General features: G+C 70.9%; 15 protein-coding genes and 1 pseudogene. 7 read left to right on the top strand and 9 right to left on the bottom strand.

What is annotated here, in order from left to right; translation table 11 throughout:
* Window positions 1–69: 69 nt before the first annotated feature.
* The 4 genes from DXZ73_RS40025 (at window position 70) to DXZ73_RS03760 (ending at window position 13793) form a co-directional block, all read left to right on the top strand.
* Window positions 70–6213, top strand: coding sequence for a type I polyketide synthase (locus tag DXZ73_RS40025; protein ID WP_116209609.1), 6144 nt, complete (start codon window positions 70–72; stop codon window positions 6211–6213).
* Window positions 6203–12361 carry a beta-ketoacyl synthase N-terminal-like domain-containing protein gene (locus DXZ73_RS03765; RefSeq protein WP_116209608.1) on the top strand — a complete coding sequence of 2053 codons (6159 nt, stop codon included), beginning with the start codon at window positions 6203–6205 and terminating at the stop codon, window positions 12359–12361. The genes DXZ73_RS40025 and DXZ73_RS03765 overlap by 11 nt, the downstream gene beginning before the upstream one ends.
* A 106-nt stretch (window positions 12362–12467) precedes the next feature.
* The gene (locus tag DXZ73_RS37870; protein WP_162890011.1) at window positions 12468–12671 is read left to right on the top strand and encodes a hypothetical protein; all 204 of its coding nucleotides are present in this window, start codon (window positions 12468–12470) and stop codon (window positions 12669–12671) included.
* A 378-nt stretch (window positions 12672–13049) separates the two neighbouring features.
* A complete protein-coding gene (locus DXZ73_RS03760) occupies window positions 13050–13793 on the top strand; it encodes a hypothetical protein (RefSeq protein ID WP_116209607.1) in 744 nt (247 codons plus the stop codon).
* Window positions 13794–13909: 116 nt separating this feature from the next.
* Here DXZ73_RS03760 and DXZ73_RS03755 read toward each other — a convergent pair whose 3' ends face one another.
* From DXZ73_RS03755 to nadE, 8 genes are all read right to left on the bottom strand, one after another.
* The gene (locus DXZ73_RS03755; protein WP_116209606.1) at window positions 13910–14416 is read right to left on the bottom strand and encodes a carboxymuconolactone decarboxylase family protein; all 507 of its coding nucleotides are present in this window, start codon (window positions 14414–14416) and stop codon (window positions 13910–13912) included.
* 163 nt (window positions 14417–14579) lie between these two features.
* The gene (locus DXZ73_RS03750; RefSeq protein ID WP_116209605.1) at window positions 14580–14984 is read right to left on the bottom strand and encodes a septal ring lytic transglycosylase RlpA family protein; all 405 of its coding nucleotides are present in this window, start codon (window positions 14982–14984) and stop codon (window positions 14580–14582) included.
* Between the two features lie 67 nt (window positions 14985–15051).
* On the bottom strand, window positions 15052–15759 hold the full coding sequence (locus tag DXZ73_RS03745; RefSeq protein ID WP_116209604.1) for a polysaccharide deacetylase family protein: 708 nt from the start codon (window positions 15757–15759) through the stop codon (window positions 15052–15054).
* A 197-nt stretch (window positions 15760–15956) separates the two neighbouring features.
* On the bottom strand, window positions 15957–17126 hold the full coding sequence (locus DXZ73_RS03740; protein WP_116209603.1) for a serine hydrolase domain-containing protein: 1170 nt from the start codon (window positions 17124–17126) through the stop codon (window positions 15957–15959).
* A 220-nt stretch (window positions 17127–17346) separates the two neighbouring features.
* On the bottom strand, window positions 17347–17691 hold the full coding sequence (locus DXZ73_RS03735) for a hypothetical protein (RefSeq protein ID WP_116209602.1): 345 nt from the start codon (window positions 17689–17691) through the stop codon (window positions 17347–17349).
* Window positions 17688–18302 carry an RNA polymerase sigma factor gene (locus DXZ73_RS03730; protein WP_116209601.1) on the bottom strand — a complete coding sequence of 205 codons (615 nt, stop codon included), beginning with the start codon at window positions 18300–18302 and terminating at the stop codon, window positions 17688–17690. Before DXZ73_RS03730 ends, DXZ73_RS03735 begins: the two co-directional genes overlap by 4 nt.
* A gap of 75 nt (window positions 18303–18377) precedes the next feature.
* The gene (locus tag DXZ73_RS03725) at window positions 18378–18689 is read right to left on the bottom strand and encodes a hypothetical protein (protein ID WP_116209600.1); all 312 of its coding nucleotides are present in this window, start codon (window positions 18687–18689) and stop codon (window positions 18378–18380) included.
* A 278-nt stretch (window positions 18690–18967) separates the two neighbouring features.
* Window positions 18968–19798 (bottom strand): ammonia-dependent NAD(+) synthetase, encoded by an 831-nt coding sequence (nadE, locus tag DXZ73_RS03720; RefSeq protein WP_116209599.1) that lies wholly within the window; start codon window positions 19796–19798, stop codon window positions 18968–18970.
* A 185-nt stretch (window positions 19799–19983) separates the two neighbouring features.
* Between nadE and DXZ73_RS03715 the strand changes: the two genes are divergently transcribed.
* The gene (locus DXZ73_RS03715) at window positions 19984–20220 is read left to right on the top strand and encodes a hypothetical protein (protein WP_162890010.1); all 237 of its coding nucleotides are present in this window, start codon (window positions 19984–19986) and stop codon (window positions 20218–20220) included.
* 30 nt (window positions 20221–20250) lie between these two features.
* Window positions 20251–20604: pseudogene (locus tag DXZ73_RS03710) on the top strand (DNA polymerase beta superfamily protein); the annotation flags it as partial.
* A 92-nt stretch (window positions 20605–20696) separates the two neighbouring features.
* Here the strand turns inward: DXZ73_RS03710 and DXZ73_RS03705 are convergent.
* Window positions 20697–21008: a putative quinol monooxygenase gene (locus DXZ73_RS03705; protein WP_116209597.1), complete on the bottom strand. Its 312-nt coding sequence runs from the start codon at window positions 21006–21008 to the stop codon at window positions 20697–20699.
* A 292-nt stretch (window positions 21009–21300) separates the two neighbouring features.
* Here DXZ73_RS03705 and DXZ73_RS03700 point away from each other — a divergent pair, with 292 nt between their 5' ends.
* On the top strand, window positions 21301–22806 hold the full coding sequence (locus DXZ73_RS03700) for an RICIN domain-containing protein (protein ID WP_116209596.1): 1506 nt from the start codon (window positions 21301–21303) through the stop codon (window positions 22804–22806).
* Window positions 22807–22919 lie beyond the last annotated feature (113 nt).

The following is a 22919-nucleotide window of genomic DNA, read 5'->3' as shown; positions in this document are numbered from 1 at the left end:
CTGCCCGGCGCAGCAGAGCCCGCCGTGTGCCCCGACTGTCCGCCCCGCTCCGCAACGGAAGGACGTACCATGCCAGATGAGCCACTTCCGGGCGGCAGAGTGCCTGTCGCGGTCGTCGGCCTCGGCGCCCTGCTGCCGGACGCCCGCGACGTCGAGCAGAGCTGGCGGCTGATTCTCGACCGCCGCGACCTCATGCGGGACATCCCCCCGACCCGATGGCTGATCGACGACTACTACCACCCCGTACCGGGCACACCGGAGAAGGTCTACACCCGGCGAGGAGCGTTCCTCCCCAAGGTGGACTTCGACCCCTTGGCCTATGGCATCCCACCGCAGACCCTCGCCTCGACGGACACCGCCCAACTGCTGGCGCTGCTGGTGGCCGACCAGGTCCTGCGGGATGCCGCCGACGGCCGTGCCGTCCGTCCGCCCGGCGACCGGGTCGCCGTGATCCTCGGCGCGGCCGCACTGAACCTGCTCGTGGAGTCCAACGCCCGCGCCCAGCGCCCGGTCTGGCTCAAGGCCCTGCGCGAGCACGGCCTGCCGGAGGCGGAGGCCCAGGCGGTGAGCGACCGGATCGCGGCGCACTACCGAGACCAGGACGAGGACACCTTTCCCGGCCTGCTCGGAAACGTCGTCGCCGGGCGCATCGCGAGCCACTTCGACCTGCACGGCACGAACCACACCACGGACGCGGCATGCGCCAGCTCGCTGGCCGCCCTGTCCACGGCACTGGACGAACTCTCTCTCGGCCGCGCCGACCTGGTGATCGGCGGGGGCGTCGACGTGTCGAACGACATCGGCATGTTCAGCTGCTTCACCGCGACCCCGGCACTGTCCCCGACACAGGAATGCCGCCCCTTCTCGGAGGACGCCGACGGCACCATGCTCGGCGAAGCAGTCGTGATGTTCGCGCTCAAGCGGCTGGCGGACGCCGAACGCGACAGGGATGGCGTGTACGCGGTCATCCGCGGCCTGGGCAGCTCCTCGGACGGACGCGGCGCCGCGATCTACGCACCGAGGGCGCAAGGACAGGTCATGGCCCTGCGCCGGGCCTACGAGGAGGCGGGCTACACACCCGACAGCGTGGAACTCGTCGAGGCCCACGGAACCGGCACCAAGGCGGGTGACCTGGCAGAGTTCACCGCCCTGCGGGAGGTTTTCGAGACGCCCGGCCGCGCCGACCGGCAATGGTGCGCGCTGGGATCGATCAAGTCCCAGATCGGTCATACCAAATGCGCGGCAGGGGCGGTCGGACTGCTCAAGGCCGTCCTCGCCCTGCACCACAAGGTACTGCCGCCGACCATCAAGGCCGAGCGCCCCCATTCCGGCCTGGAGATGGAGAACAGCCCGTTCTATCTCAACAGCGTCACCCGCCCCTGGGTCCGCGCGGCCGCCGGGGCGCCACGGCGTGCGGCCGTCTCCAGCTTCGGATTCGGCGGCAGCAACTTCCACGTCACGCTCGAGGAACACCTGCCGTCCGGGAACGGCCGGGACGGCGCCGAAGCCCGGCCCCGGCTGCGCACCGCCCCGACCGAACTCTTCCTCCTCGGCGCCGACACCGCCGACGGCCTGCGCGAGAGTATCGAGGAGCTGCGGCGGGCCGCGGACGCCGACAGCGCGTCCGCGGAGCGCGGATTCGCCGCCCTGGCCCGCCGCAGCCAGGAAGGCTTCCGGCCCGGCGCCGACCGGCGGCTCGCGGTGATCGCCGCCGATGCCCCGGCACTCGCCGAGCGCCTCGACCGGGCCGCGGACGCGCTGCGTGCGGGGGAGAGCCCCTCCTCGCCGCAACTGCACTTCGGCAAGGGGTCGGCCGAGCCGGGCCGTCTCGCCCTCCTGTTCCCCGGCCAGGGGTCCCAGTACGTGGGCATGGGCGGCGACTTGGCGGCACACCACCCCGAGGCACTGGCGGTCTGGGACGCGCACGGTGGCCCCGGCCATGACGGGACGCCCCTGCACCGCGTGGTCTTCCCGCCGCCCGTGCCCCGGCAACAACGCGCCGCGCAGCAGGAGCTGCTCACCGCCACTGAGTGGGCACAACCGGCCATCGCCGCGCACAGCGTCGCGCTCCTGGCCCTGCTGGACGACTTCGGCCTCCGACCGGACTGCGTCGCAGGCCACAGCCTCGGCGAGCTCACCGCCCTGCACGCGGCAGGCGCCTACGACGCGGAAACGCTCATGCACCTGGCCCGATGCCGGGGCGAGGCGATGCGCGCCGCCGCAGCGGTGACCCCAGGCGCGATGCTGATGGTCCAGGCGGGGGAGCACGAGACCCGTGACGCCCTGGAGAAGGCCGATGTGCCGGACGTGTGGATCGCCAACCTCAACACCCCCCGGCAGACGGTCGTCTCCGGCACGGCCGGAGCGATCGCGGCGGTGGCCGGCCGGATGGCCGCGTCCGGCATCGCCACCATGCCGCTGGCCACGTCAGCCGCCTTCCACAGCCCCCTCGTCGCGGCCGCCCGCGACCCCTTCGCCGGGACCCTGACCGGCATCGGTGTCACGGCGCCCCACCTGGAGGTCTTCTCCAACACCGATGCCGCCCCCTACCCCGACGACCCCGAGCGGATCCGTACCCGTCTGGCCCGTCATCTGGCCGAACCCGTGCGGTTCGTGGACCAGATCGAGGCCATGTACGCGGCAGGGGTACGGACCTTCGTCGAGACGGGACCGGACTCCACCCTCACCGGCCTCGTGAACCGGATCCTCGGCGACCGCCCCCACCTGGCCGTCCCCCTCGACCGCCGTGGCACTCACGGGGTGACGGCGTTCCAGGAGGCTCTGGCCCGCCTCGCCGTCCATGGGATCGCTCTGGACTTCGATCCCTACTGGCGGCACTACGCCCTGCCCCGGCCCCCGGAGGAGAAGCGACGGCGCGGCATGACCGTACAGATCGACGGCGGCAACCTCGGGCGGCGCTACCCGCCGCAGGCGGCAGCCGGGCTGGAGGGGGCAGCCTGGCTGACACGCCCGCACGCACCCGCCCGAGCCGACTCGGCCGCGATGTTTCCCGGGGGCGATATCACAGCCCCGCCGCGGACAGTGCCACCTGCACCGCCCGCGTCGGCGGTTCCGCCTGAACCGGCCGTACCACCCGGACCATCCGTATCCTCCGTGCCACCCACACCCCCACTGCTGATGCCACCCGCGTCACCCATGCCGCCCGCACCGACCGTGCCGCCACCCTTGATGCCCGCCCCGGCCGGGTACGGCCTCCCCGCGGACGCCGGGCAGGACGGCCGGGTGGCCGAGATCGAGGAGGCCCAGCGTCAGACCGTCGACGCCCATGCCGTCTATCTGCGGTCGGTGAGCGAGGCCCACATGGCCTTTCTGAAGATGTCCGAGATGTCCTTCGCGGCTCTCGTCGGCTCTCCCGATGCCGTGATGCCGCAACAGACCGGTGACGTCGGCCATGTGTCCGGCACCGAGGCACCAGTCCTTCGGCAGCCGGAGAACATCATGGTTCCGGCACCCTCCGCAGCCGAACTCGTGACCGCTCCCGCCGGTGCGTACGCCCCCGCACCGTCTCCGGTGGAGCTCGACCTCGCCCGGCTCGAGGAGACCTTGCTGGAGGTGGTGGCCGAACGGACGGGTTATCCGGTCGATATGCTCGATCTGGACATGGAGCTGGAGTCCGAGCTGGGCATCGACTCCATCAAACGCGTGGAAATCCTCTCTCTGCTGCGCCAGCGCGTGGGGGAGTTGCCCGAGGCTCAGGGAGATCCCGCGGAACTGGTCTCCCTACGGACGCTCCGGCAGGTCGTCGACAAACTGAGGTCCCTGGCTGACGGCCCGGAGCCGGCCCTGCCGCAGGCACAGGAGTCGGCATCCGGCCGCCCTGCCCTGACGGCAGGGCCGGCTTCCTCCACTCTCGGGCGTTACACGCTGCGCACCGTGCCCGTACCGCCGAGCGGGCTGGGAATGCCCGGGTTGGGAGAAGCGCCTCTGCAGGTGGTCGACGGAGGATCCGGTCTCGCCGCCCTCGTGGCCGAGCGTCTGAACGCGCGGGGAGTACCGGCCGAAACGGTCGATGCTCCCACTCCTCGGACGCGGGCGGTACTGCTTCTGGGCGGTCTCGCCGAGGACCTCACCCGCGATGCCATGCTGGACGTCCAGCGCAAGGCCTTCATCGCTGCGCGCCTGGTGGCCCCGTGCTTCACGGAAGAGGGCGGCGTCTTCGTCACCGTGCAGGACACCGGGGGCGACTTCGGTGTGGGGGGAAGCCACGGTGAACGGGCCTGGCTCGGCGGCCTGGTGGCCCTTGTCCGGACGCTCGCCGGGGAATGGCCCAAGGCCGTGCTCAAGGCCGTCGACTGCGCCCGTTCCGGGCGTTCACCGCAGGCCGTGGCCGATGCCGTAGTCGATGAACTGCTCCATGGGGGGCCGCTGTTGGAAGTGGGGCTGCCCGCGGACGGCAGCAGGGTGACCACGCTGGCTGTCCCGGCCGCAGCGTTCCCGGTGCCGGGCCCCGAGGCCGATGGCCCGGGCCCGGACGACGTCCTCGTCGTCACTGGCGGGGCTCGCGGTGTGACCGCCGCCGCGGTGACCGCGCTCGCCCGGGCCCGCAAGCCGCACCTCGCCCTGCTGGGCCGCACCGAACTGGCGGAAGAACCACCGGGACTGCCGTCCGAAGCGGACGAACCCGGCCTCGTACGGGCCCTCGCCGAGCGGAACACGGCCGACGCGCCTGCCGCCCTCGCACAGCAGGCCCGCCGTATTCTCGCCGTCCGTGAGATCAGGGCGACCCTCGCCGCGATCGAGGAGGCCGGCGCACCCGTGCGCTACATCCCGGCCGACACCCGCGACCCCGATGCCGTCCGCGCCGCACTGGACTCCGTCCGCACCGAGTGGGGACCGGTGACCGGCATCGTCCACGGCGCCGGCGTGCTGGCGGACAAGCGCGTCGCCGACAAGACCGACCAACAATTCGACGAGGTCTTCGGCACCAAGACAGCTGGGCTGCGCACCCTCCTGGACGCGACAATGGCCGACCCCCTGCGGTTCATCTGCCTGTTCTCGTCCGTGGCGGGCCGTTTCGGCAACCCGGGGCAGAGCGACTACGCGATGGCCAACGAGACGCTCGACCACGTGGCCGCCGCCGAGGCGGCCGCCCGCCCCGGCTGCCGGGTCAGTGCCCTGGCATGGGGCCCCTGGCAGGGCGGCATGGTCACCCCCGTACTGGCGGACCACTTCGCGTCGGCCGGAGTGCCCCTGCTGAGCATTCCGGCCGGAGCACAGGCCTTCGTCGAGGAGATGACCCACTCGGGCGAGGACAGCCGCGTTCTCCTCATGGCTGCGCCTGCTCCGGGCTCCGCACATGAGAAACACCCCACCGCACTTCCACCACCCGGCCTGCGGCACGCTCAGCCCGCCCGGGCCCGTATCACCCCGGCGATCCACCCACAGCTGGCCCACCACAGCATCCACGGCAGGACGGTCCTGCCCCTGGCCCAGACCCTGGAATGGATCCTCGCGGCCGCTCACAACTGGATCCCCGGGGCCGCTGCCCTGACGCTGCGAGACGTCCGGGTGCTGCAACCCGCCACCTGGGACGGAGCGGGGAATCAGGACAAGGAGTTCACCCTCCACGGCACGAGCCACGCACACAGGCACGACTCGCTGGACGTGGAGGTGCGCTGGGCCACGGACCGTCTGCACTGCGGCGCACGCGCCGAGGCGGACGACAACCCGGTGGGCGAAACCTGGATCGCTGCTACGGACGTGCCCATCGACCTGCCGACCTGGGAGCAGGGCGGGATCTACGGCGACCACCTGCTCTTCCACGGCCCGATGATGCGCGCGCTCGCGAGCATCGAGGGGATGGGCCCGGCCGGCGCCCGGGGCACCCTCGCCGGCGTGACCGCGCTGGGCTGGCCAGGAGACAGCTGGCAGACCGACCCGGCCGCCCTCGACGGTGCCCTGCAACTCGCCGCGCTCTGGGCACGTGAAGTCCACGGAGACGCCGCCTTCCCGATGGCCGTCGGCGCTTTTCACCGCCACCGCCGGGGCCCCGCGCAGTCCCCCCTCACCTGCACCGTCCTGCCCGTCCGTACCGAGGGCACCCGCGCTCGGTGTCATCTGCGGCTGACGTACCAGGACGGCACTCCGTTCGCCGACCTGCTCGATGTCGAGTTGATCCAACGACCGGACAAACCGCCCACGTTCCAGGGAGAGGACGAGGACGACGGGAGGCGGGACACGGATGTCCTTTGAACCCATCGCCGTCGTGGGGCGGGGCTGCGTCCTGCCCGACGCGCTGAGCCCGGAGGCGTTCTGGCGGAACGTCACCGCCCGCCGGGTCAGCCTCGGCCCGGTCCCGCAGGACCGCTGGGGGGTGCCCACGATCTCCGCGCCCGACAACCCGGGGCGCGCCAACCCCGGCATCGGCGGGGTCGTCCGCGGCTTCGAGGAAGCCTTCGACCCCACCGGATACACCCTCGCCCCCTCGGAGATCCTGAGGCTGGACCCCCTCTTCCAGTGGGTCCTGCACGCAGGACGGCAGGCCCTGGTCGAGGCCGGGCACCCCGCCACCGCAACGCCCCGTGTCGGCCTGGTGCTCGGCAATCTCTCCTACCCCTCGACCGCCGCCGCCCGCCACACCGAGCACGTGTGGCTCTCGGCCCAGGAGCCCCCGGTACGCGACGCCCTGCTGGCATCGGTTCCGCCCCGTCCGCACGCCTTCAACCGCTTCAACTCCGGACTGCCGTCCCTGCTCGCCGCCCGCGCACTGGGGCTGGAGGGCGGCGCGTACGCCCTGGACGCGGCGTGTGCCACATCGTTGTACGCCATCAAGCTCGCCTGCGACCGGCTCCACGACGGGTCGGCGGACCTGATGCTGGCGGGCGCGGTGAGCCGTTGCGATATCCCGCTCATCCACGGTGGGTTCGCGGTGATGGGCGCACTCAGCCCGACCGGGCGCAGCCGGCCGTTCCATCGGGAAGCCGACGGACTGGTCCCGGCCGAGGGCGCCGCCCTGATCGCGCTCATGCGGCTCTCCGATGCCCTGGCCCAGGGGCGGCAGGTGCTCGCGGTGGTGCGCGGCATCGGGCTCGGCAACGACGGCCGTTCCTCCGGGCTGATCGCCCCTGACGCCGACGGTCAGGAACGCGCCATGCGCGCGGCCTACGCCTCGGCGGGCGTTCCGCCGGAGTCCGTGGGGCTGCTGGAGTGCCACGCCACCGGAACGACCGTCGGCGACGCCGTCGAGGTCCGCTCGACCGGGAGGGTCTTCGCCGCCCGCCGCGCCCTGCCGGCCGGTTCGGTGAAGGCCAACGTCGGCCATCTGCTGACCGCGGCGGGTGCGGCGGCGGTGCTCAAAGCGATCGCCGCGCTCGGAGCGGGCGTGCGGCCGGCACCCCCGCACGACGGTACCCCCACGACACTCGAGGGCGGGCCCCTCCGGTTGCTCACGGAACACGAGGACTGGCCCGGACCGCGCAGGGCCGCGGTGAGCGCGTTCGGGTTCGGCGGCACCAACGCCCACCTCGTCCTCGACGCCTGGGACGCACACGCCGCGCCGCCCCCTCCCGTTCCGGCCGTGCGGGCGCAGGAGGTTCCCGTCGCCGTGGTCGCGCTCGCCGTGCGGGTCGGGCGGGACGGTGGCACCGAGGACTTCGTCACCGCGGTGTGCACGGGGCGGTCGGCTCGGGAGCAGCGCGACACCGTCGAACTCGCCCTGGAGGGACTGCGGTTCCCGCCCGTGGACCTGCGGGAGACCCTGCCCCAGCAACTGCTGATCCTCGACGCCGCGCGCGAGGCAGCCCGTGGGGTGACCCTGCCGCCGTTGCGTACGGCCGTCGTCATCGGGGCAGGTGTCGACCCGCAGGTGGGCCGACACGTCGCGCGGCGGCGCATCGACACCCTCTGGGAGCGCTCCGGACTGCCCCTGCCGCCCGGCCCGCCGACCGGGCTCTCGGACGCCTTCACCCCTCCGGGCACCGCGGCCGGGGTGTTGGGCGCGATGATGAACATCGTAGCCAACCGCATCAACAGCCAACTCGACCTGGGCGGACCAGGCTTCACCGTATCGGCCGAGGAGGATTCCGGCACCGCTGCCCTCGGCCTGGCTGCCCGCTTCCTGCGGGCGGACGAGGCGGACGCCGTGATCGTCGGAGCGGCCGACCTCGCGCACGACCCCGTGCACCGGGCAGCCCTGCGGGACCTCGGCGTGGACCGGGAACCGGGAGACGCCGCGGTCGTCCTCGTCCTCAAACGCCTGCCGGACGCACAGCGGGCGGGGGAACCGGTCCTGGCGCTCCTGGACGAAACCGGCGGTGGCCCGTCGGACCTGCGGGTGAGCACAGTTCCCCCGGACGGCGCGACGGACTGCTGCGACAACTCCGCGCTGTTCGGCACCCCCCACGCCGCCGGCGGCCTGCTGGCCGTCGCGACCGCCGTCACCGCCCTGCGTTACGACGTCCGACCACGGCCGGGGCGGTTCGCCGACCTCGCGGCAGGGCTGCGCACGGCCGAGGCCGTCGTCCCGGTCCTGGAGAGCCCGCAACGGCGCGTCCGGCTGCGCACCGCCCGCCTGGTCGCCGCGCCCGCCCGGCGCGACGGCCAGGTCGCCTTCGTGTACACCAACGGCTCGGCCGCCTACCCGAATATGGGCAGGGAGCTGACGCTCGCCCTCCCGGACCTCGCCGAAGCCGCCCGACGGCGCTGCGACACCGGTGGTACCCCCTGGCCGCCACCGGACTTCGCGGACACCGATGTGCTCGGAAGGATCTGGGCCACCACTCGGCTCGCCGCCCTGCACACGATCATCACCCGGTACGTGCTCGGCCTGCGACCCGACGCGGCCATCGGCTACTCCTCGGGGGAAACCTCCGCGCTGGTCGCCCTGGAAGCATGGCCCGACGCCGCGGCCCTGGCCGAGGACGCCCGGCGCAGCACGCTGTTCACCCACGAGGTGGCGGGTGAGTTCCGGGCGATCCGCCGGGCCTGGCAGGACAAGGGCATCACCGGGCGCCGCTGGCGCAACTACCTTGTCACCGCACAGGTGGAGCGGGTTCGGGAGGTTGTCGCCGACGAGCCGGCCGTGCACCTGATGGCGATCAACGCCCCCGGTGTCTGCGTCATCGGCGGAGAGGAGCGCGCCTGTGCCGCCGTCGTGCGGGACCACTTCCCCCACGACTCGATCCGGCTCGACTACGACATCGCCGCTCATGCCCCGGAACTTGAGATGGTCCGCGAAGCGTGGCACAGGTTGCACTGTCGGCCCACCGCGCCGGTCCCGGGCGTCCGCTTCTACCGCGGCGACACCGCCGAACCGTACCTCCCGACCCAGGAGAGCGCAGCTGACGCTGTCACCGGACAGGCCTTGGGGACCGTCGATTTCCCGGCGGTGATCGAACGGGCCTATGCCGACGGCGTCCGCGTCTTCATCGAGCACGGCCCCCGCTCCCTGTGCACCGAATGGATCAGCCGCATCCTCGACGGGCGGGAACACCTGGCGGTGGCGCTCGACGAACCCGGCGGGCGCGCCGAGCACCGCCTGCGCCGGTCGGTGGAGCGCCTGGCGGCAGCCGGGCTCTGCGACCCCGCACCGCTACTGCGCCGGCTCGGCCCGGTGGACACCGACGCGCCGTCGGTAATGCGGGTGTTGCGTGTGCCCGCACATCCCCCCGCCGTCCGGCTGCCCGTGCCGGGCCGTCTCGTCACCGTGCTGGAGCCGGCACCGGCCTTGTCTTCGGTGGGCCACGAGCCTCCCTCGACCGGGCAGCAGTCAGCCGCGCCGCTGACCGTCCCGCCGGTGGATGCCCGCGCCGCAGCCATCGCACGGCACCGGACCAGGGTCACCGTTCTCCACACGCAGTACCTCACGGAGCAGGCCACCTTGCACCAGCGCTACCTCCACGGACGGCAGCTGATGACGGGCGGCCCGACGTGCACCGCGCCCGACCAGCCCGGCACACCACCCCCGTCTCGGCAACCCGGGCTGCCCGGACCGAAGTTCGACCGGGCCCAGCTGGAACGGCTGGCGGACGGCCCCGTCTCCGCGCTCCTCGGACCGCTGTTCACGCCCCAAGACAACTACCGCCGTCAGACCAGGCTCCCGGGACCGCCGCTCCTGCTGGTCGACCGCGTCACGGGAATCGACGCCCAACCGGGGTCGATGGGAACGGGCACCATCTGGACCGAGACCGACCTCACTCCCGACCGCTGGTTCCTCGACGCCACCGGGCGCATCCCGGGCGCCCTCCTGATGGAAGCCGGACAAGCCGACCTGCTCCTGATCAGCTGGCTCGGCATCGATCTGCTCAACCGGGGCGAACGTGTCTACCGCCTGCTCGGCTGCGAAGCCACCTACCACGGCACCGCGCCCGGCCTGGGACAGACCCTGCGCTACGCGATCCATGTCGATGGCCACGCCGAACACCTCGGCACCCGGCTCTTCTTCTTCCACTACGACTGCTTCGTCGGTGACCGGCTCATCGTCAGCCTCCGCAATGGACAGGCGGGATTCTTCACCGACGCCGAGCTCGCCGCGGCCGACGGCATCCGATGGGCCCCGGGCGAGACCATTTCCCCGGACCTGCCCTTCGACCCCGTAGACCCTCCCCCCACCGCTCGGCGGTTCGACGCCGAGGCCGTCCGGGCCTTCGCCGACGGAAGGCCCTACGACTGCTTCGGGCCCGCCTGGAAGGCCACCCGCTCCCACGTGCGGACACCCCGCATCGACAGCGGCCGACTCCTGTTCATCGACGAAGTCACCGCCTTCGAACCGACCGGAGGAGCAAAAGGCCGCGGATACCTGCGAGCGGAAATCCGCATCCACCCCGACTCCTGGTACTTCGAGGGCCACTTCAAGAACGACCCCGTCCTGCCCGGCACCCTGATGATGCACGGCGCCCAGCAGGCCATGGCCTTCCACCTGGCCGCGCTCGGACTGACCATCCACCACGACGGAGCACGCTTCGAGCCGGTACCCGGCATCACCGGCCGGTCCCGCTGCCGCGGCCAGGCCACCCCCACCAGCCGGCACATGGTCTACGAGGTCCACGTCGGCGGCCTGCGCGCCGGACCCGAGCCCGAACTCCACGCCGAGGTCATGGTCAGCGTGGACGGCGTCCACGCCTTCCACGGCCAGAACCTGGCACTGCGCCTGGTGCGCGACGCCCCGCTGGAGCACTGGCAGCACCTGGGACCACACCGCGAACAGACCACCGGCGTACACCTCGAACCCCGGCAGCTCGGCGGCCTCGCAGGCCACCGCGAACCCCGCCCGGTGGCCACGGAGAACGGCTTCGCCTTCGGCTACCCCTCCCTGCTCGCCTGCGCGTGGGGAAGCCCCAGCCAGGCATTCGGTCCCCCGGCCTCCGTCCTGGACAAGGCCGCTACCGTCATCCGCCTGCCGAGCCCGCCTTACCACTTCATGAGCCGGATCGCGTCCATCGACGCGACCCTGGACGACCCACGGCCGGGCAGCACGATCGTCGCCGAGTACGACGTACCGCAGGACGTCTGGTACTTCGAGCAGAACGGCACCCCCGTGATGCCCTACGCCGTCCTGATGGAAGTGGCACTGCAGCCCTGCGGCTGGCTCGCCGTCCGCACCACCGACCGCTCCATCGCCGCCGGCCCCCGGCTCGTCTTCCGCAACCTCGACGGCACTTGCAGGCTGCACACCAACGTACGACCGGGCGTACGAACGCTGCGCACCAGAGTCGAGCTGACCGGCTCAGCACGACACGGGGACACCACGATCGTCTCCTTCACCGTCGACTGCACCGCCGACGGGGCGCCCTTGATGACCCTGACCTCGACCTTCGGCTTCTTCCCGCAGACCGCGCTCGCCCGGCAGACCGGGATTCCCTCCGAGGACGAGGAACGCGCTCAGTGGAGTCGGCCCAGTGAATACCGCGCCGACCTCACGGTGGACCGCGACCCTGGCGGCCCTCGACTGCCCGGCCGGATGCTGCGGATGCTGGACCGCGTCACCGGCTACTGGCCCGGCGCCGGCCCGGCCGGACTGGGCAGACTGCGAGCGGAGAAGCCGGTCGACCCCGGCGCGTGGTTCTTCAAGGCCCACTTCTTCATGGACCCGGTCCAGCCCGGCTCCCTGGGCGTGGAGGCCATGGCCCAGCTCCTGCAGTTCCACCTCCTGAACACGGCCTCCGACGCCCCGGCCGCGAGTGCCACCCTCGAACCGCTGACGGCGGGGGAGTTCACCTGGCGCTATCGGGGCCAGGTCGTGCCCACTGACGGCCTGGTCACCGTCGGCATCGACATCGTTGAGGAGGGCGAGGACGCACAGGGGCGGTATGCGCTGGCCGACGGCTGGCTTTGGGTGGACGACCGCCGCATCTACCGGGTACGACGGTTGGGCATGCGCCTGGGGCGTGGGCACCCGGCGTGAGCCGGGGCGCGCATGGCGGAGCACTCCCCTCCAAGCGCCCGTACAGCCCCTGGGCAGGCGTTTCGATGACCAGTCGGCCGGAGAGCCTCTCTCCGAGCATCTCCAGGTGGCAATCGCCGTCATCACTCTCAGGAGGCCCGCCATCAACAACATCCGTCGCGTCATCGCTGCAGTAGCAGCAGGCATCATGTTCTCCCTCGGGAGCGTGGTCGCGGCCGCGCCCGCCCATGCCGACAACGAACTGCCGAGCTTTGTCTGCGCGGTTGTAGGAACGATCTATGTCCCGGCAAAACCCCAAGGATGCCCATAAAGAGCTGACCGCCTTGCCCTGATGCCTGCAGCTGTGCACAGTGCGGCGGGGCCCGTCGGCCGGGAGCCGGCGGGCCCCGCCGCACTGTGCTGCCGGGACCCGGATGGGCAGACGACCGTTACGCACTCCTGTCTCCGCAGCCTTCCGAATGATCGACCGGCCTCCTCGACGTGTGCGAGTCGGGCTCTCGTACGGCTTGGCCGGAACCGCACTCCGACCGCTCGGCCCAGCGGCACAAGGATGCTTCCCAGTACAACAAAATGCGAGCGGGTGCGTTAATCGCCAAGGGAAGGGCGGTTGTTGGTCATGGGGAGATCACTGAGACGTGCTGTACGCGGCGCCGTGGTGCTGGCGTTCACATGTGCGGGAGCGCTGGTGATGTCGCCGACCGGGGCGTCGGCGGTGGCGGCGCCGAGTGGCTGCAGCATGGACTACGGGGTGCAGGGGGTGGCGAGCGTTCCGTTGGGCAGTCCGCTCTCCGTGCCCCGCGCCGATGGCCGGGTCGATCAGTTCCAGATGTTCCTCGACGCGACCGCGACACAGGGCCTGTCCTTCGTGTGGCACCGTGCGCAGGACGAGCCCGGTGGCGCCTACGGGGAATGGGAGCGGGTCAGCGCAGGGACTGTCGGCCCCAAGGCCGACTATGTCAACGCGATCGAGAACGCCGCGGGCGGGCTTGAGCTGTTCTGGCTCGATCACGGCGGATTCTGCCACTCCGTGCAGGGCCCGGAGGGTGGCGAGTGGTCCACGCCCGAGGGTTTCGGTTTGCACCCTGCCCCGTACCACGGCTTCCTGACGCTCTTCAAGAGGTCGAACGGGACGCTCATCGCCATGGCGTCCTCCACCCTGTGGGACCGCAGTATGGAATCGCGGACCCAGCTGAGCTCCGACGGCGTCTGGAAGCCCGCGGAGTCCATGGGCAAGGTGCCCGAAGCAAGCGTCGGACTGAGCCAGCCGAACACCGTCACCGAACTGGCCGACAAACGGCTGAAGGTGACCGCACACGAGTGGAATCGCAGTGACCGTACGTGGCAGACCACCGAGGTGGCGCCCAATGACGGGTTTCCGAGCGGGTGGTGGTCGGGGCGGTGGCAGCTGTGCGCCACCGCTCAGTGCGACTGACCGCGCCCATCGCGCCATGGGGACGGCCGGGGACTCGACGGAACGCCAAGTCTCCCGGCCACCGCTCCTGACCTACTGCCTGGGCAAGCCCTGAGGACCGGCTTGCCCAGGTGGTCCTACTTCCAGGGATCGGTGAACGACCGGCCGGGGACCGGCTTGGCGATGAGCGCGATGGGGATGAAGAAGTTGACCTGCCCGATCGCGATCATCAAAGTGGCGAGCGCCTTGTCGTCATAGTGCTCGGCGACCAGGGCGTACAGCTCGTCGGAAACCCTCTCGCCGTGTGCGGACGGCTGGAGCACGGCTTCCACCAGTGCCAGCGCGGCACGCTCGGCACCGGTGAAGTACGGCGCGTCCTGCCAGGACGAGACCGCCGTGATCCGGTCTTCCGTCTCCCCGGCCTTGCGCAGGAAACCCGTGTGCAGAACGGTCAGGTAGGTGCTGCCGACGATCTGGCCGGCCCGCAGTTGGACCAGGCTGATCGTGGCCCGCGGCACCGACCGGTTGCCGGTGGCCTTGAACAGTGCCGCCGACACCTCCGCCAGCTCGGGCACGAGCTCCAGCGGGTCATCGGCCATCCGCGGCGCCATCGGAATCTCAGCAGTGATCGAACGTGCTTCCATCGTCATCTCCCTATGGGCTTGCATGTTGCTGTCACTGCAATGACGGATGGCGACGCAGAAGTGTGACCGCTGCACGACAATCACTGGAAAGAGTGAGCATCGGTGCAACCGGCAGGCCTCAGGCCCGGCGGTCATGGACCGCCGGGCCTGTCCGCTACGGGCGTCAGTCGTCGAGGACTTCGAGGGTCACGGCGGCGAGCCCCCGGTCGGTGTCCGCGATCCGGCTGAACGCGCCCCTGGTCAGATCGATACAGCGGCTCGTGTCCGTCGGGCCCCGGTCGTTGACTCTCACGGTGACCGATTCCCCGTTGTCGGTGTTGGTGACGCGGACCTCGGTGCCGAACGGCAGGTCACGGCTGGCCGCGGCCATCGCCTCGGGGTCGAACGGCTCCCCGCTGGCGGTGGGCCAGTTGTCGGGGATCTCGCCGGGGGCCCCGTACCAGGAGGCGGTGCAGCTCTGCGGGTCACTGCTGCTGTTCGCGTGTGCCGGGACGGCGACGGCGGACGCCAGGCCCGCGGCGAGCGCGACGGTGGCAAGAGCGCGGCTGAGCTTCTTCTTGGAATGCATCACGGAATTCACCTATCTCGAAGTGTCGGGAAATGCGGATCGGTTGGACCGCTGTGGAGCGGCCTGATCAGCCGAGCACGGCCGGGAGATCATCGGTGTAGCCGTTGTTGGCGAGATCGGACAGGATATTGCCCATCGCCTCGACACTCTGACTGCGGTCGTTCTCCTCGGAGCCGTCGTGCATGAGGATCACGCCGCCGCCCTGGAATTCCTTCTTGTAGTTCTGGAAAATCCCGTCGACACCCGGCAGCCTCCAGTCCTCGGTGTCCACGGACCAGCCGACCGGCTGCATGCCCTGGCTCGCGGCGTACTGCGTGGCGTCCTGGGTGAAACCGCCTTCCGGCGCCCGGTAGTAGTTGATCGGCGCGCCGGGCGCCGCCGCGTGGATCGCGTCCGAGGCCTCCTGGATGGCGGCACGCTGCTGGTCCGGGCTCTGCGTGCTGGGATTCACGTGGTGCATGGAGTGGTTGCAGAGGCTGTGGCCCTCGTCGACGATCCGCTTGATCAGGTCCGGATACTGGCGCGCGTGGTCGCCGATGACACAGAACGTGGCCTTCACCTCGCGGTCCTTCAGCAGATCGAGGACCTGATTCGTCCATGTGGGACTGGGCCCGTCATCGATCGTGAGGGCGAACGTCTGGCTCCCCGCTCCCGCGGAGGTGGCCTTCACCACATCGGGCGTCGCCGCCGAGGCGGTTCCGGGCGCCGCCACGAATATGGCGCCCACGGCGGCCGCGATGCTCAGGCCCTTGAGCGCTGCACTGATCGTTCTCATGCTTTTCTCCCTTTGCGGCGTGGAATGCGGACGGGATCGCGAACCGGGTGCCGACGGAATTTCCGGCCGCGCTCTTCACGGCTCGCAACTTCCGCAGCAGGAACGCCCGTCCGACCGACAGGGAGACAATGCAAGAGGCGGATCAACGGCCCATGAACTCCGGATTGATGGGATCAATTCCCACGTCGCACCCGGGTTCAGCGGCACAAGGCGGTGTCCACAGCCTCCTCCAAGTGCTGCGCGGCCGCGCCGGTCGGGACGGTGGTCACCGCGATGTCGACGGCGCGGCCGTCCTCGGTGGCGCCTCCGCGGGTCCGGTATCCCGGAATGGTTCCGCCGTGACCCCAGTACACACCGCCGCACGACAGCGGCCTGCTCTCCAGGCCCAGGCCGTAGCGGGTGCCGTGACCCAGAGCGTCGGCGGGGACGGTGGCGCGCATCTGGGCGAGCTGCGCCGGGGCGAGGAGGCGGCCTGCGAGGAGCGCGCCGTAGAACTGGTTGAGGTCGGTGTTGGTGGAGACCATCGCACCGGCGGCCCAGGCCGAGGACGGGTCTATCTCGGTGAAATTACGCAGGGGCCCGCCGGTCTTCTCCGGGAAGTAGCCCTGGGGGTGGGGGCCTTGGATGGTCATGTCCCCGGGGGAGGGGAAGTAGGTGTGGCGCAGTCCGATGCGGTTGATGACGCGCCGGGTGATCGCCTCACCGACCGGTCGCCCCGTGACCTTCTGGATGATCAGGCCGGCGACCAGGTAGTTCGTGTTGCTGTACGCCCATTTCGTGCCCGGGGGGAACTCGGCCTTGCGCGCGAGGGCCAGGTCGAGGAGTTCGCGGGGTTCGAAGTACTGGCGTCGCGTGGCGACGAGATCGAGGGCCTCGGCGAAGTCGGGCAGGCCGCTGGTGTGCTGGAGCAGTTGGTGGACGGTGACGGTGCGCCCGTCGATGCCGTCCCCGCGCAGAAGTCCCGGCAGGTAGGTGTCGACGGGAGCCTCGAGGTCGACCTTTCCCTCGGCGACCAGTTGCAGCATGACCACGGCGGTGAACGCCTTGGTGTTGCTGCCGATGCGGACCTGTCCGTCGACGGGCACCTTGGCCTTGGTGTCCAGATCGCCCACGCCCGCCGTGTAGGTACGGGTCCGACCGTCGCGGCCCTTGACGCTCGCCAGCGCGGCGGGAAGACCGTCGTCGCGCACCAACGCGTTCAGGCTCTGCTGGACGCCATCCGGCGTGGAGCCGGCGACCGCCGGGGGCGCCGCCAGCGCACCGATCGCCACGATGCCGGCGGCCACGGCGACTGCTGTCGAGACCGCCCCGCGTCGGTAGCCCCGCCGCTTGGAGGAACGGAACTTGTCCCCTGCACGCTCGTACACGAAAGAACTCCTGTGGGGTCGGTGGGAAGCAACTGGCCTGTGGATCCAGCATCCCCGGGCAAGATCACGAAAGGGATCCCGCTGTCCGCCCACTGTGGGTGGGGCTACCCCCCTGTGCCGATTGACTGGGTGTCGCGTCCTCGGGCAGCCCGTCGCACGGAGCTGTCGGTCGATGTGAGCCGGGCGTGCGCGTCGGGATCGCCGACTACGCCGCCGTGATCTATGGCTTGCCGATCACATGGGGGTCCGCGGCGGACGGGTCGACCGGGCGTGTAGGTGTGGACGGCGGCGGTTCGCTGATGCCCGGGGTGCCGGCGGGCGGCACCGGAGCCGGGTCCCGCGGGCTGCTCGGCAGCAGCACCAGCAGACATACGGCTACCACGGCAGCAGCCACACCGAGCGCGGCGAAGGCAACCCTGCGCACCCGGTGCACGCCCCAGGTGCGTCCCTGCGGGGGTGCGTCGCGGCGCAGATCGCGGTGCGTGACGAGCGCGGCGCGGGCGGCCAGCGCGGTGCGCAGCCGGTCCTCGGTCGTAGACCGGCGGTCTTCGGTATTCGGCTTCATCGGCCCGCCCCCAGCTTCTTCTCCAGGGCGTCCAGCGCGCGGCTCGCGGTGGACTTCACCGCGCCGCGCGACAGCCCGAGCGCATGCGCGATCTGCGCCTCGGTCAGCTCCGACCAGTAGCGCAGCACCAGCACCTCGCGCTGACGCTGCGTCAATTGTGCTAGTGCGTCGAGAACTTGACGGTGCTCCTCGGCGAGCAGCAGTCCCTCGTCGACAGGTGGCCCGTAACCCTGATGGGGCGGGGTGTAGGCGCGGGCGGTGCGACGTCTGCGCAGTACGGAGCGGGACGCGTTGACCACGGCGGTGTGCAGGTAGGCCCCGGGGTCCTGGAGTCCGTCCAGCGAGGTGCCGTGTGTGCGGCAGATGGCGGCGAAGGCGTCCTGGACGACGTCCTCGGCGGTGTGCAGATCGTCCACCAGGAAGAGCGCGAGCCGCACCATGTCGAGTCGCCGTGCCCGGTACAGATCGGTCAGTGTGGGCGGCAGCTCGTCGTCGTACGGCGTACCAAGTGCCCGCAGACGATGTCCCCGTACCGGCGCACCCCCGGTCCGGGGCATGCGGAAGAGCAGACGGGACCACCAGGGCGGCGCTGCGGGAATGGCGTACTGCATGGGCCTCGATCCGTTGCGGGAGGGGCGGGCGGGCCTGCGGAAAGGCCGGCCCGCCCCGTGGTGCTGTCGCTGCTGCTACTTCTGGACCCCGCTGCCCGGCTTGATCACCCGGGGCGCGTTCTCGGCCGGGGCGGCTCCGGCGCCGGGCTTGCCCGCGTCGACGACCTTCGGGGTACCGGCGGACTTCGAGACGTCGGGCTTCGAAGCGGCCTGCGGGGCTGCCGCGTCCCCGGTCGTGATGACCTTCGGTGCGGCGGGGGCCGGCTTCGGGCTCGAATCGGCGACGGCCTGCGCGGCGAAGCCGCCGCCCAGCAGCAGCGCGACCCCGGTGACGGCACCCAGGACACGGGGGCGGGGACGGTAGTTCCACTTGGCGTGCAAAGACATGAGGTTCTCCCGAGCGAGTGACGGAAACACGGTCTGGAACAACGGTTGAAGGGCGCCTTCAACCCACCAGACGTGCGACACCCCTCGAGGTTGCGGCCGCATCCGAGAAACTTCACCGCGGCCTGCTCTTCGGGGAGAGAGCGTGCTCAGGCCGACCCTGATCTGCCGTGCGGGTGCCGGCCCGGCCGGCCCCGGCCAGGCTGGCGCCCGCAGGGACACCATCCGACTCGCCGCACCGCGGCAGTAAGCCGTGTACGGCGCCAAGCAAGAGCAGGCAGCTAGGGAGCGGCGGGCAGCCGGCGCTTGTGGTCGGTGAGGCGGTAGCGGCGGACGATCGTCTCGAAGGCGCGCTCGTCCACCGGCTTGCCCTCCAGGAAGTCGTCGATGTCGTCGTAGGTGACCCCGAGCGCGTCCTCGTCGGCCTTGCCCGGGTCGAGAGTCTCCAGGTCGGCCGTCGGGATCTTCCACACCAGCTCGGCGGGCGCGCCCAGCGCGTCCGCGACGGCGCGCACCCGGCGCTTGGTCAGACCGGTCAGCGGGACCAGGTCGGCGGCGCCGTCGCCGAACTTGGTGAAGAAGCCGGAGACCGCCTCGGCGGCGTGGTCGGTGCCGACGACCAGGCCGTCGTGCGCGCCGGCCACCGCGTACTGGGCGATCATGCGCTGCCGGGCCTTGATGTTGCCGTGCACGAAGTCCTGGTGGTGGGCGTCGCGGAAGCTCACGTCGGCGGCCAGCGAGGCCGCGAGCGCGGCGTCGCTCGCGGGCTTGATGTCCACGGTCAGCACGTGGTCGGCCCGGATGAAGGAGAGCGCGAGCTGGGCGTCGTGCTCGTCGGCCTGGACCCCGTAGGGCAGCCGCATCGCGTAGAACCGCGCCTCGTGCCCGGCGGCCCGGGCCCGCTCGACGGCGAGCTGGCACAGCCGGCCGGTGGTGGTGGAGTCGACGCCGCCGCTGATGCCGAGCACGAGGGAGCGCAGACCGGTGGAGGTCAGCCGCTCGGCCAGGAAGGCCACCCGGCGTTCGATCTCCCGCTCGGCCTCGAAGGTCTCGGCGACCTGGAGCTCCCGGGCGATCTCCTGCTGCAGGGCGATGGACGCCGACGCGCTCACGTCTGCTCCTTGTTCCGGTTCACGATGTGCTGTCGCGCCCACCTTACCTGGTGCTCGATTCGTCACACTATGGGTATATATCGGCGTTGCGGTTGGCGGGTTGGGGGGTTGGGAGGTGGGAGCTTGCCCAGCGCCCGTGGGAGGGCGAGCCGCGCTGGGAGCGCATTATGCACATGCTCCGCCTGATGATCAGCGGTATCTTGCCGCAGGGGAGCGGCGCCGTGTACATCGATGCCGGCCCGTACCGTGAACGCCTGCCGGCCGTACGCCGTGGCGAACTGCTCCGGGACGAGGTCCGCACCTGGTGCGACGAGCTGTCCGCACGTCCGGGCCGGGCGCTGGCCACGAGCCCGCTCCCGGAACACCCCGACACCACCTGCGCGGCGTCCACCTGCTGCCCCTGCGCGACGTCCTGGGGCTGACGCCGGCGCAGGAGACCCGCACCCGGGAAGACCGGCGAACTCAAACCGCTCCTCTACACGTTCCGCGTTCTGCTCACGGGCATTCACCTGATGCGCGCCCACGAGATCCAGGCGGACCTGCCGACGCTGCTGGACAGCGTGCGGGCACCGGACTACGTCCGGGACCTCGTGGCGGCGAAGGCAGCGGCCGAGCACGGCCACCTGTCCACGCTCGACGGCGCGCCCTCGCACGAACGGCTGACGGCCGATGTCGAAGCCCTCCACGCGGCTCTGGGCGAGGCCGAGCAGTCGACGACGCTGCCGAACCAAACAGATGCCGGAGACGACCTGAACAAGCTGGTGGTCCAGACCCGCCTGCGCTCAGGTGGCGTATTGGTCGGCTGAGGAGTCGGCGCCCCTTTTGAAATGGCCCTGACCGCGGTTGGGCGCTCCTGGACACGGGCGCCCGCCAAGGTCGCTCGAACGACGTTACAGGCTCACCCGGTCACCCCTTCATGCCTGCCGCGAACGCGCACGCTTGGATGCACTTCGCGCTCGATGCGCGGCATGATCTCCGGGATGTAGATCTTCTGGATGGCGTCACCGGCGTCGTGGGCCTCCCAGTGGGCGCGGCTGGCCCAGTGCTCGACCAGGACGAAGCGGCCTGGTTCCTCGTGTGACTGGTAGGCCTCCCAGCTGACGCAGCCGTCCTCTGCCAGACACAAAGGGCGCATCTGGCTCAAAGCGTCGGCAACCAGGCCGATATCTGGGGTCTTGGAGACCCGGATGATGACGATGAGATCGAACAACGTGCTCCTCAGGGTGGGTTGAGCCTCCGTCGCCGGTGCGGAGGCTCGGACAGTCGGTCAGGCTAAACGATCTTGCATCGCTGAACATCTCCTCCGGGCGCAGGAGCACCTCCGGACCCGCAGCCGGATCACCACCCGGTGGGGTCCCACCGGCCGTTCGGACAACCGGCGCCGGTACGAGCTGTGCGCCTCGTGCCGCGGGCCGGTCATTTATCGGCTGTCGAACGGATGGCGATCCCAGGCGCCTACGGTCCGGGGACCATCCGCACCCGCGCATGAAATGGAGTTTCCGTTGCGCAGACATGCCATCACCCTGACGCTCGCCGCCGCGAGTCTGGCCGTCGCTCTCCCCACCGTCCAGGCGTACGCCGCCACTCCGGCCGCTCCCGCCTCGTCCGCACCGCACACGGCGGACGGCGGCGCCTACGCCCGGGCCGGGGCCACCGACGCCCAGCAGCGTGACCTCTGGAGCCGGCACGAGAAGGACGGCACCTTCCGCGAGTTCAAGGGGAAGCTGCAGGACTGGAAGCCGAAGGCCGAGCAGCCGAAGGAGAAGGCGCCGGGCGCCGGGCAGACCGTGAAGGCACCCGCCGTCGCACCTCAGCAGAAGAAGGGCAAGAGCCGACTCGCGGCCGGCTCCCCGGGTGACACCCGGCTGCGTGCCACCAGCGGTCGCATCCGCATGGCCTGGCCCGACGAGAACAACCCCGGCATGTGGTGGACCAACGGGTGCACCGGCAACGTGATCACCAGCGACAGCAAGGACATGATTGTCACCGCGCGGCACTGCATCATCCATGACGACCAGGGCCGGATCAATCCCAAGGCGACGTACGAGTTCACCCCGGGCTACTCCAAGGACGCCGACGGCACCGAGCACGCCCCGTACGGGAAGTGGACGTTCCGGGCCCTCGGCGTCGTCGGTGACTTCACCAACGCCCCGCAGAACAGCGACACCGCGTTCCTGACGCTCAACACCCAGAACGGCACCCACGTCCAGGACGCCGTCGGCGCCTCCGGCTACCAGTTCGGCACCACCTCTCTGCCGAACCAGGTGGTGCTCGCGGGCATACCCGCCAATTCCAACCAGTTCCACACCTGTGTGAAGCAGCCCTACTGGGGCCCGGACAACCCGCCGCAGATCCTGGGCAGGGGCGGCCCCTGCACCGGTGACAGCGACCTGTCCGGCGGCGCGAGCGGCGGCCCCGTCCTCAACGGTGACACCTTCGACAGCAGCCAGACCCAGATCGGCAACTTCTCCGGAAGCCTCGGGGAGGACCCCGCAGCAGCGGTCTGGCGCGACGCGGCCCTGGCCGTGTTCCGCTCCCTGGACGGCTCCGGCAACGGCCAGCCGGCCCACGACAAGGTCACGACCCTGACCAACTGGAACAACAACCTGGCCGACCTCTACGCGTACCGGACGGACAGCGGCACGTCCGTCTACAGCTACCACGCCACCGGAACCCAGAACCAGCAGTGGCACCTGTGGGACAAGGGCAACGGCTACTTCCTCATCGAGAACCGCTACACCGAGGGGCAGGGCTTCAAGGGCGCCGACGCCCGGGTCCTGGACTACAACTTCTCCAACGGCACCGCCTGGTCGCACCAGGTGAACGGCACCGGATCCGACAACCAGCTCTGGAAGTTCCGCGCCACCCCCAGCCACCCCGGCTGGTACACGATCCGCAGCAAGCAGGGCGACCTGTGCCTGGGTGCCCCCGGCGGTGAGGGCCAGCTGACGGTGGCCTCCTGCGGCACCACGGACGGCCTCGACTCCATGCAGTGGAAGCTCCAGTAGCAGACCGGAACGCCGGGCAGGCCCGGGACGCGTCGAGGACGTCGCGATCGCCTCGCCGTGCGGTCTCCGGCCCGCCCGGGGTCACAAGTGCGGGTCCGGTTCCAGCCGGACCC

It is taken from the genome of Streptoverticillium olivoreticuli subsp. olivoreticuli, assembly GCF_003391135.1.
GTDB classification, from domain to species: domain Bacteria; phylum Actinomycetota; class Actinomycetes; order Streptomycetales; family Streptomycetaceae; genus Streptomyces; species Streptomyces blastmyceticus.
This window is presented reverse-complemented; position numbering and strand designations above follow the sequence as displayed.

Excerpts from the sequence above, each read along its gene's own strand:
- DXZ73_RS40025 (WP_116209609.1), top strand. The coding sequence starts at position 70 with ATGCCAGATGAGCCACTTCCGGGCGGCAGAGTGCCTGTCGCGGTCGTC.
- DXZ73_RS03760 (WP_116209607.1), top strand. The coding sequence starts at position 13,050 with ATGTCGCCGACCGGGGCGTCGGCGGTGGCGGCGCCGAGTGGCTGCAGC.
- DXZ73_RS03755 (WP_116209606.1), bottom strand. The coding sequence starts at position 14,416 with ATGGAAGCACGTTCGATCACTGCTGAGATTCCGATGGCGCCGCGGATG.
- DXZ73_RS03745 (WP_116209604.1), bottom strand. The coding sequence starts at position 15,759 with ATGAGAACGATCAGTGCAGCGCTCAAGGGCCTGAGCATCGCGGCCGCC.
- DXZ73_RS03750 (WP_116209605.1), bottom strand. The coding sequence starts at position 14,984 with ATGCATTCCAAGAAGAAGCTCAGCCGCGCTCTTGCCACCGTCGCGCTC.
- DXZ73_RS03725 (WP_116209600.1), bottom strand. The coding sequence starts at position 18,689 with ATGTCTTTGCACGCCAAGTGGAACTACCGTCCCCGCCCCCGTGTCCTG.
- DXZ73_RS03715 (WP_162890010.1), top strand. The coding sequence starts at position 19,984 with ATGATCAGCGGTATCTTGCCGCAGGGGAGCGGCGCCGTGTACATCGAT.
- DXZ73_RS03765 (WP_116209608.1), top strand. The coding sequence starts at position 6,203 with ATGTCCTTTGAACCCATCGCCGTCGTGGGGCGGGGCTGCGTCCTGCCC.
- DXZ73_RS03735 (WP_116209602.1), bottom strand. The coding sequence starts at position 17,691 with ATGAAGCCGAATACCGAAGACCGCCGGTCTACGACCGAGGACCGGCTG.
- DXZ73_RS03730 (WP_116209601.1), bottom strand. The coding sequence starts at position 18,302 with ATGCAGTACGCCATTCCCGCAGCGCCGCCCTGGTGGTCCCGTCTGCTC.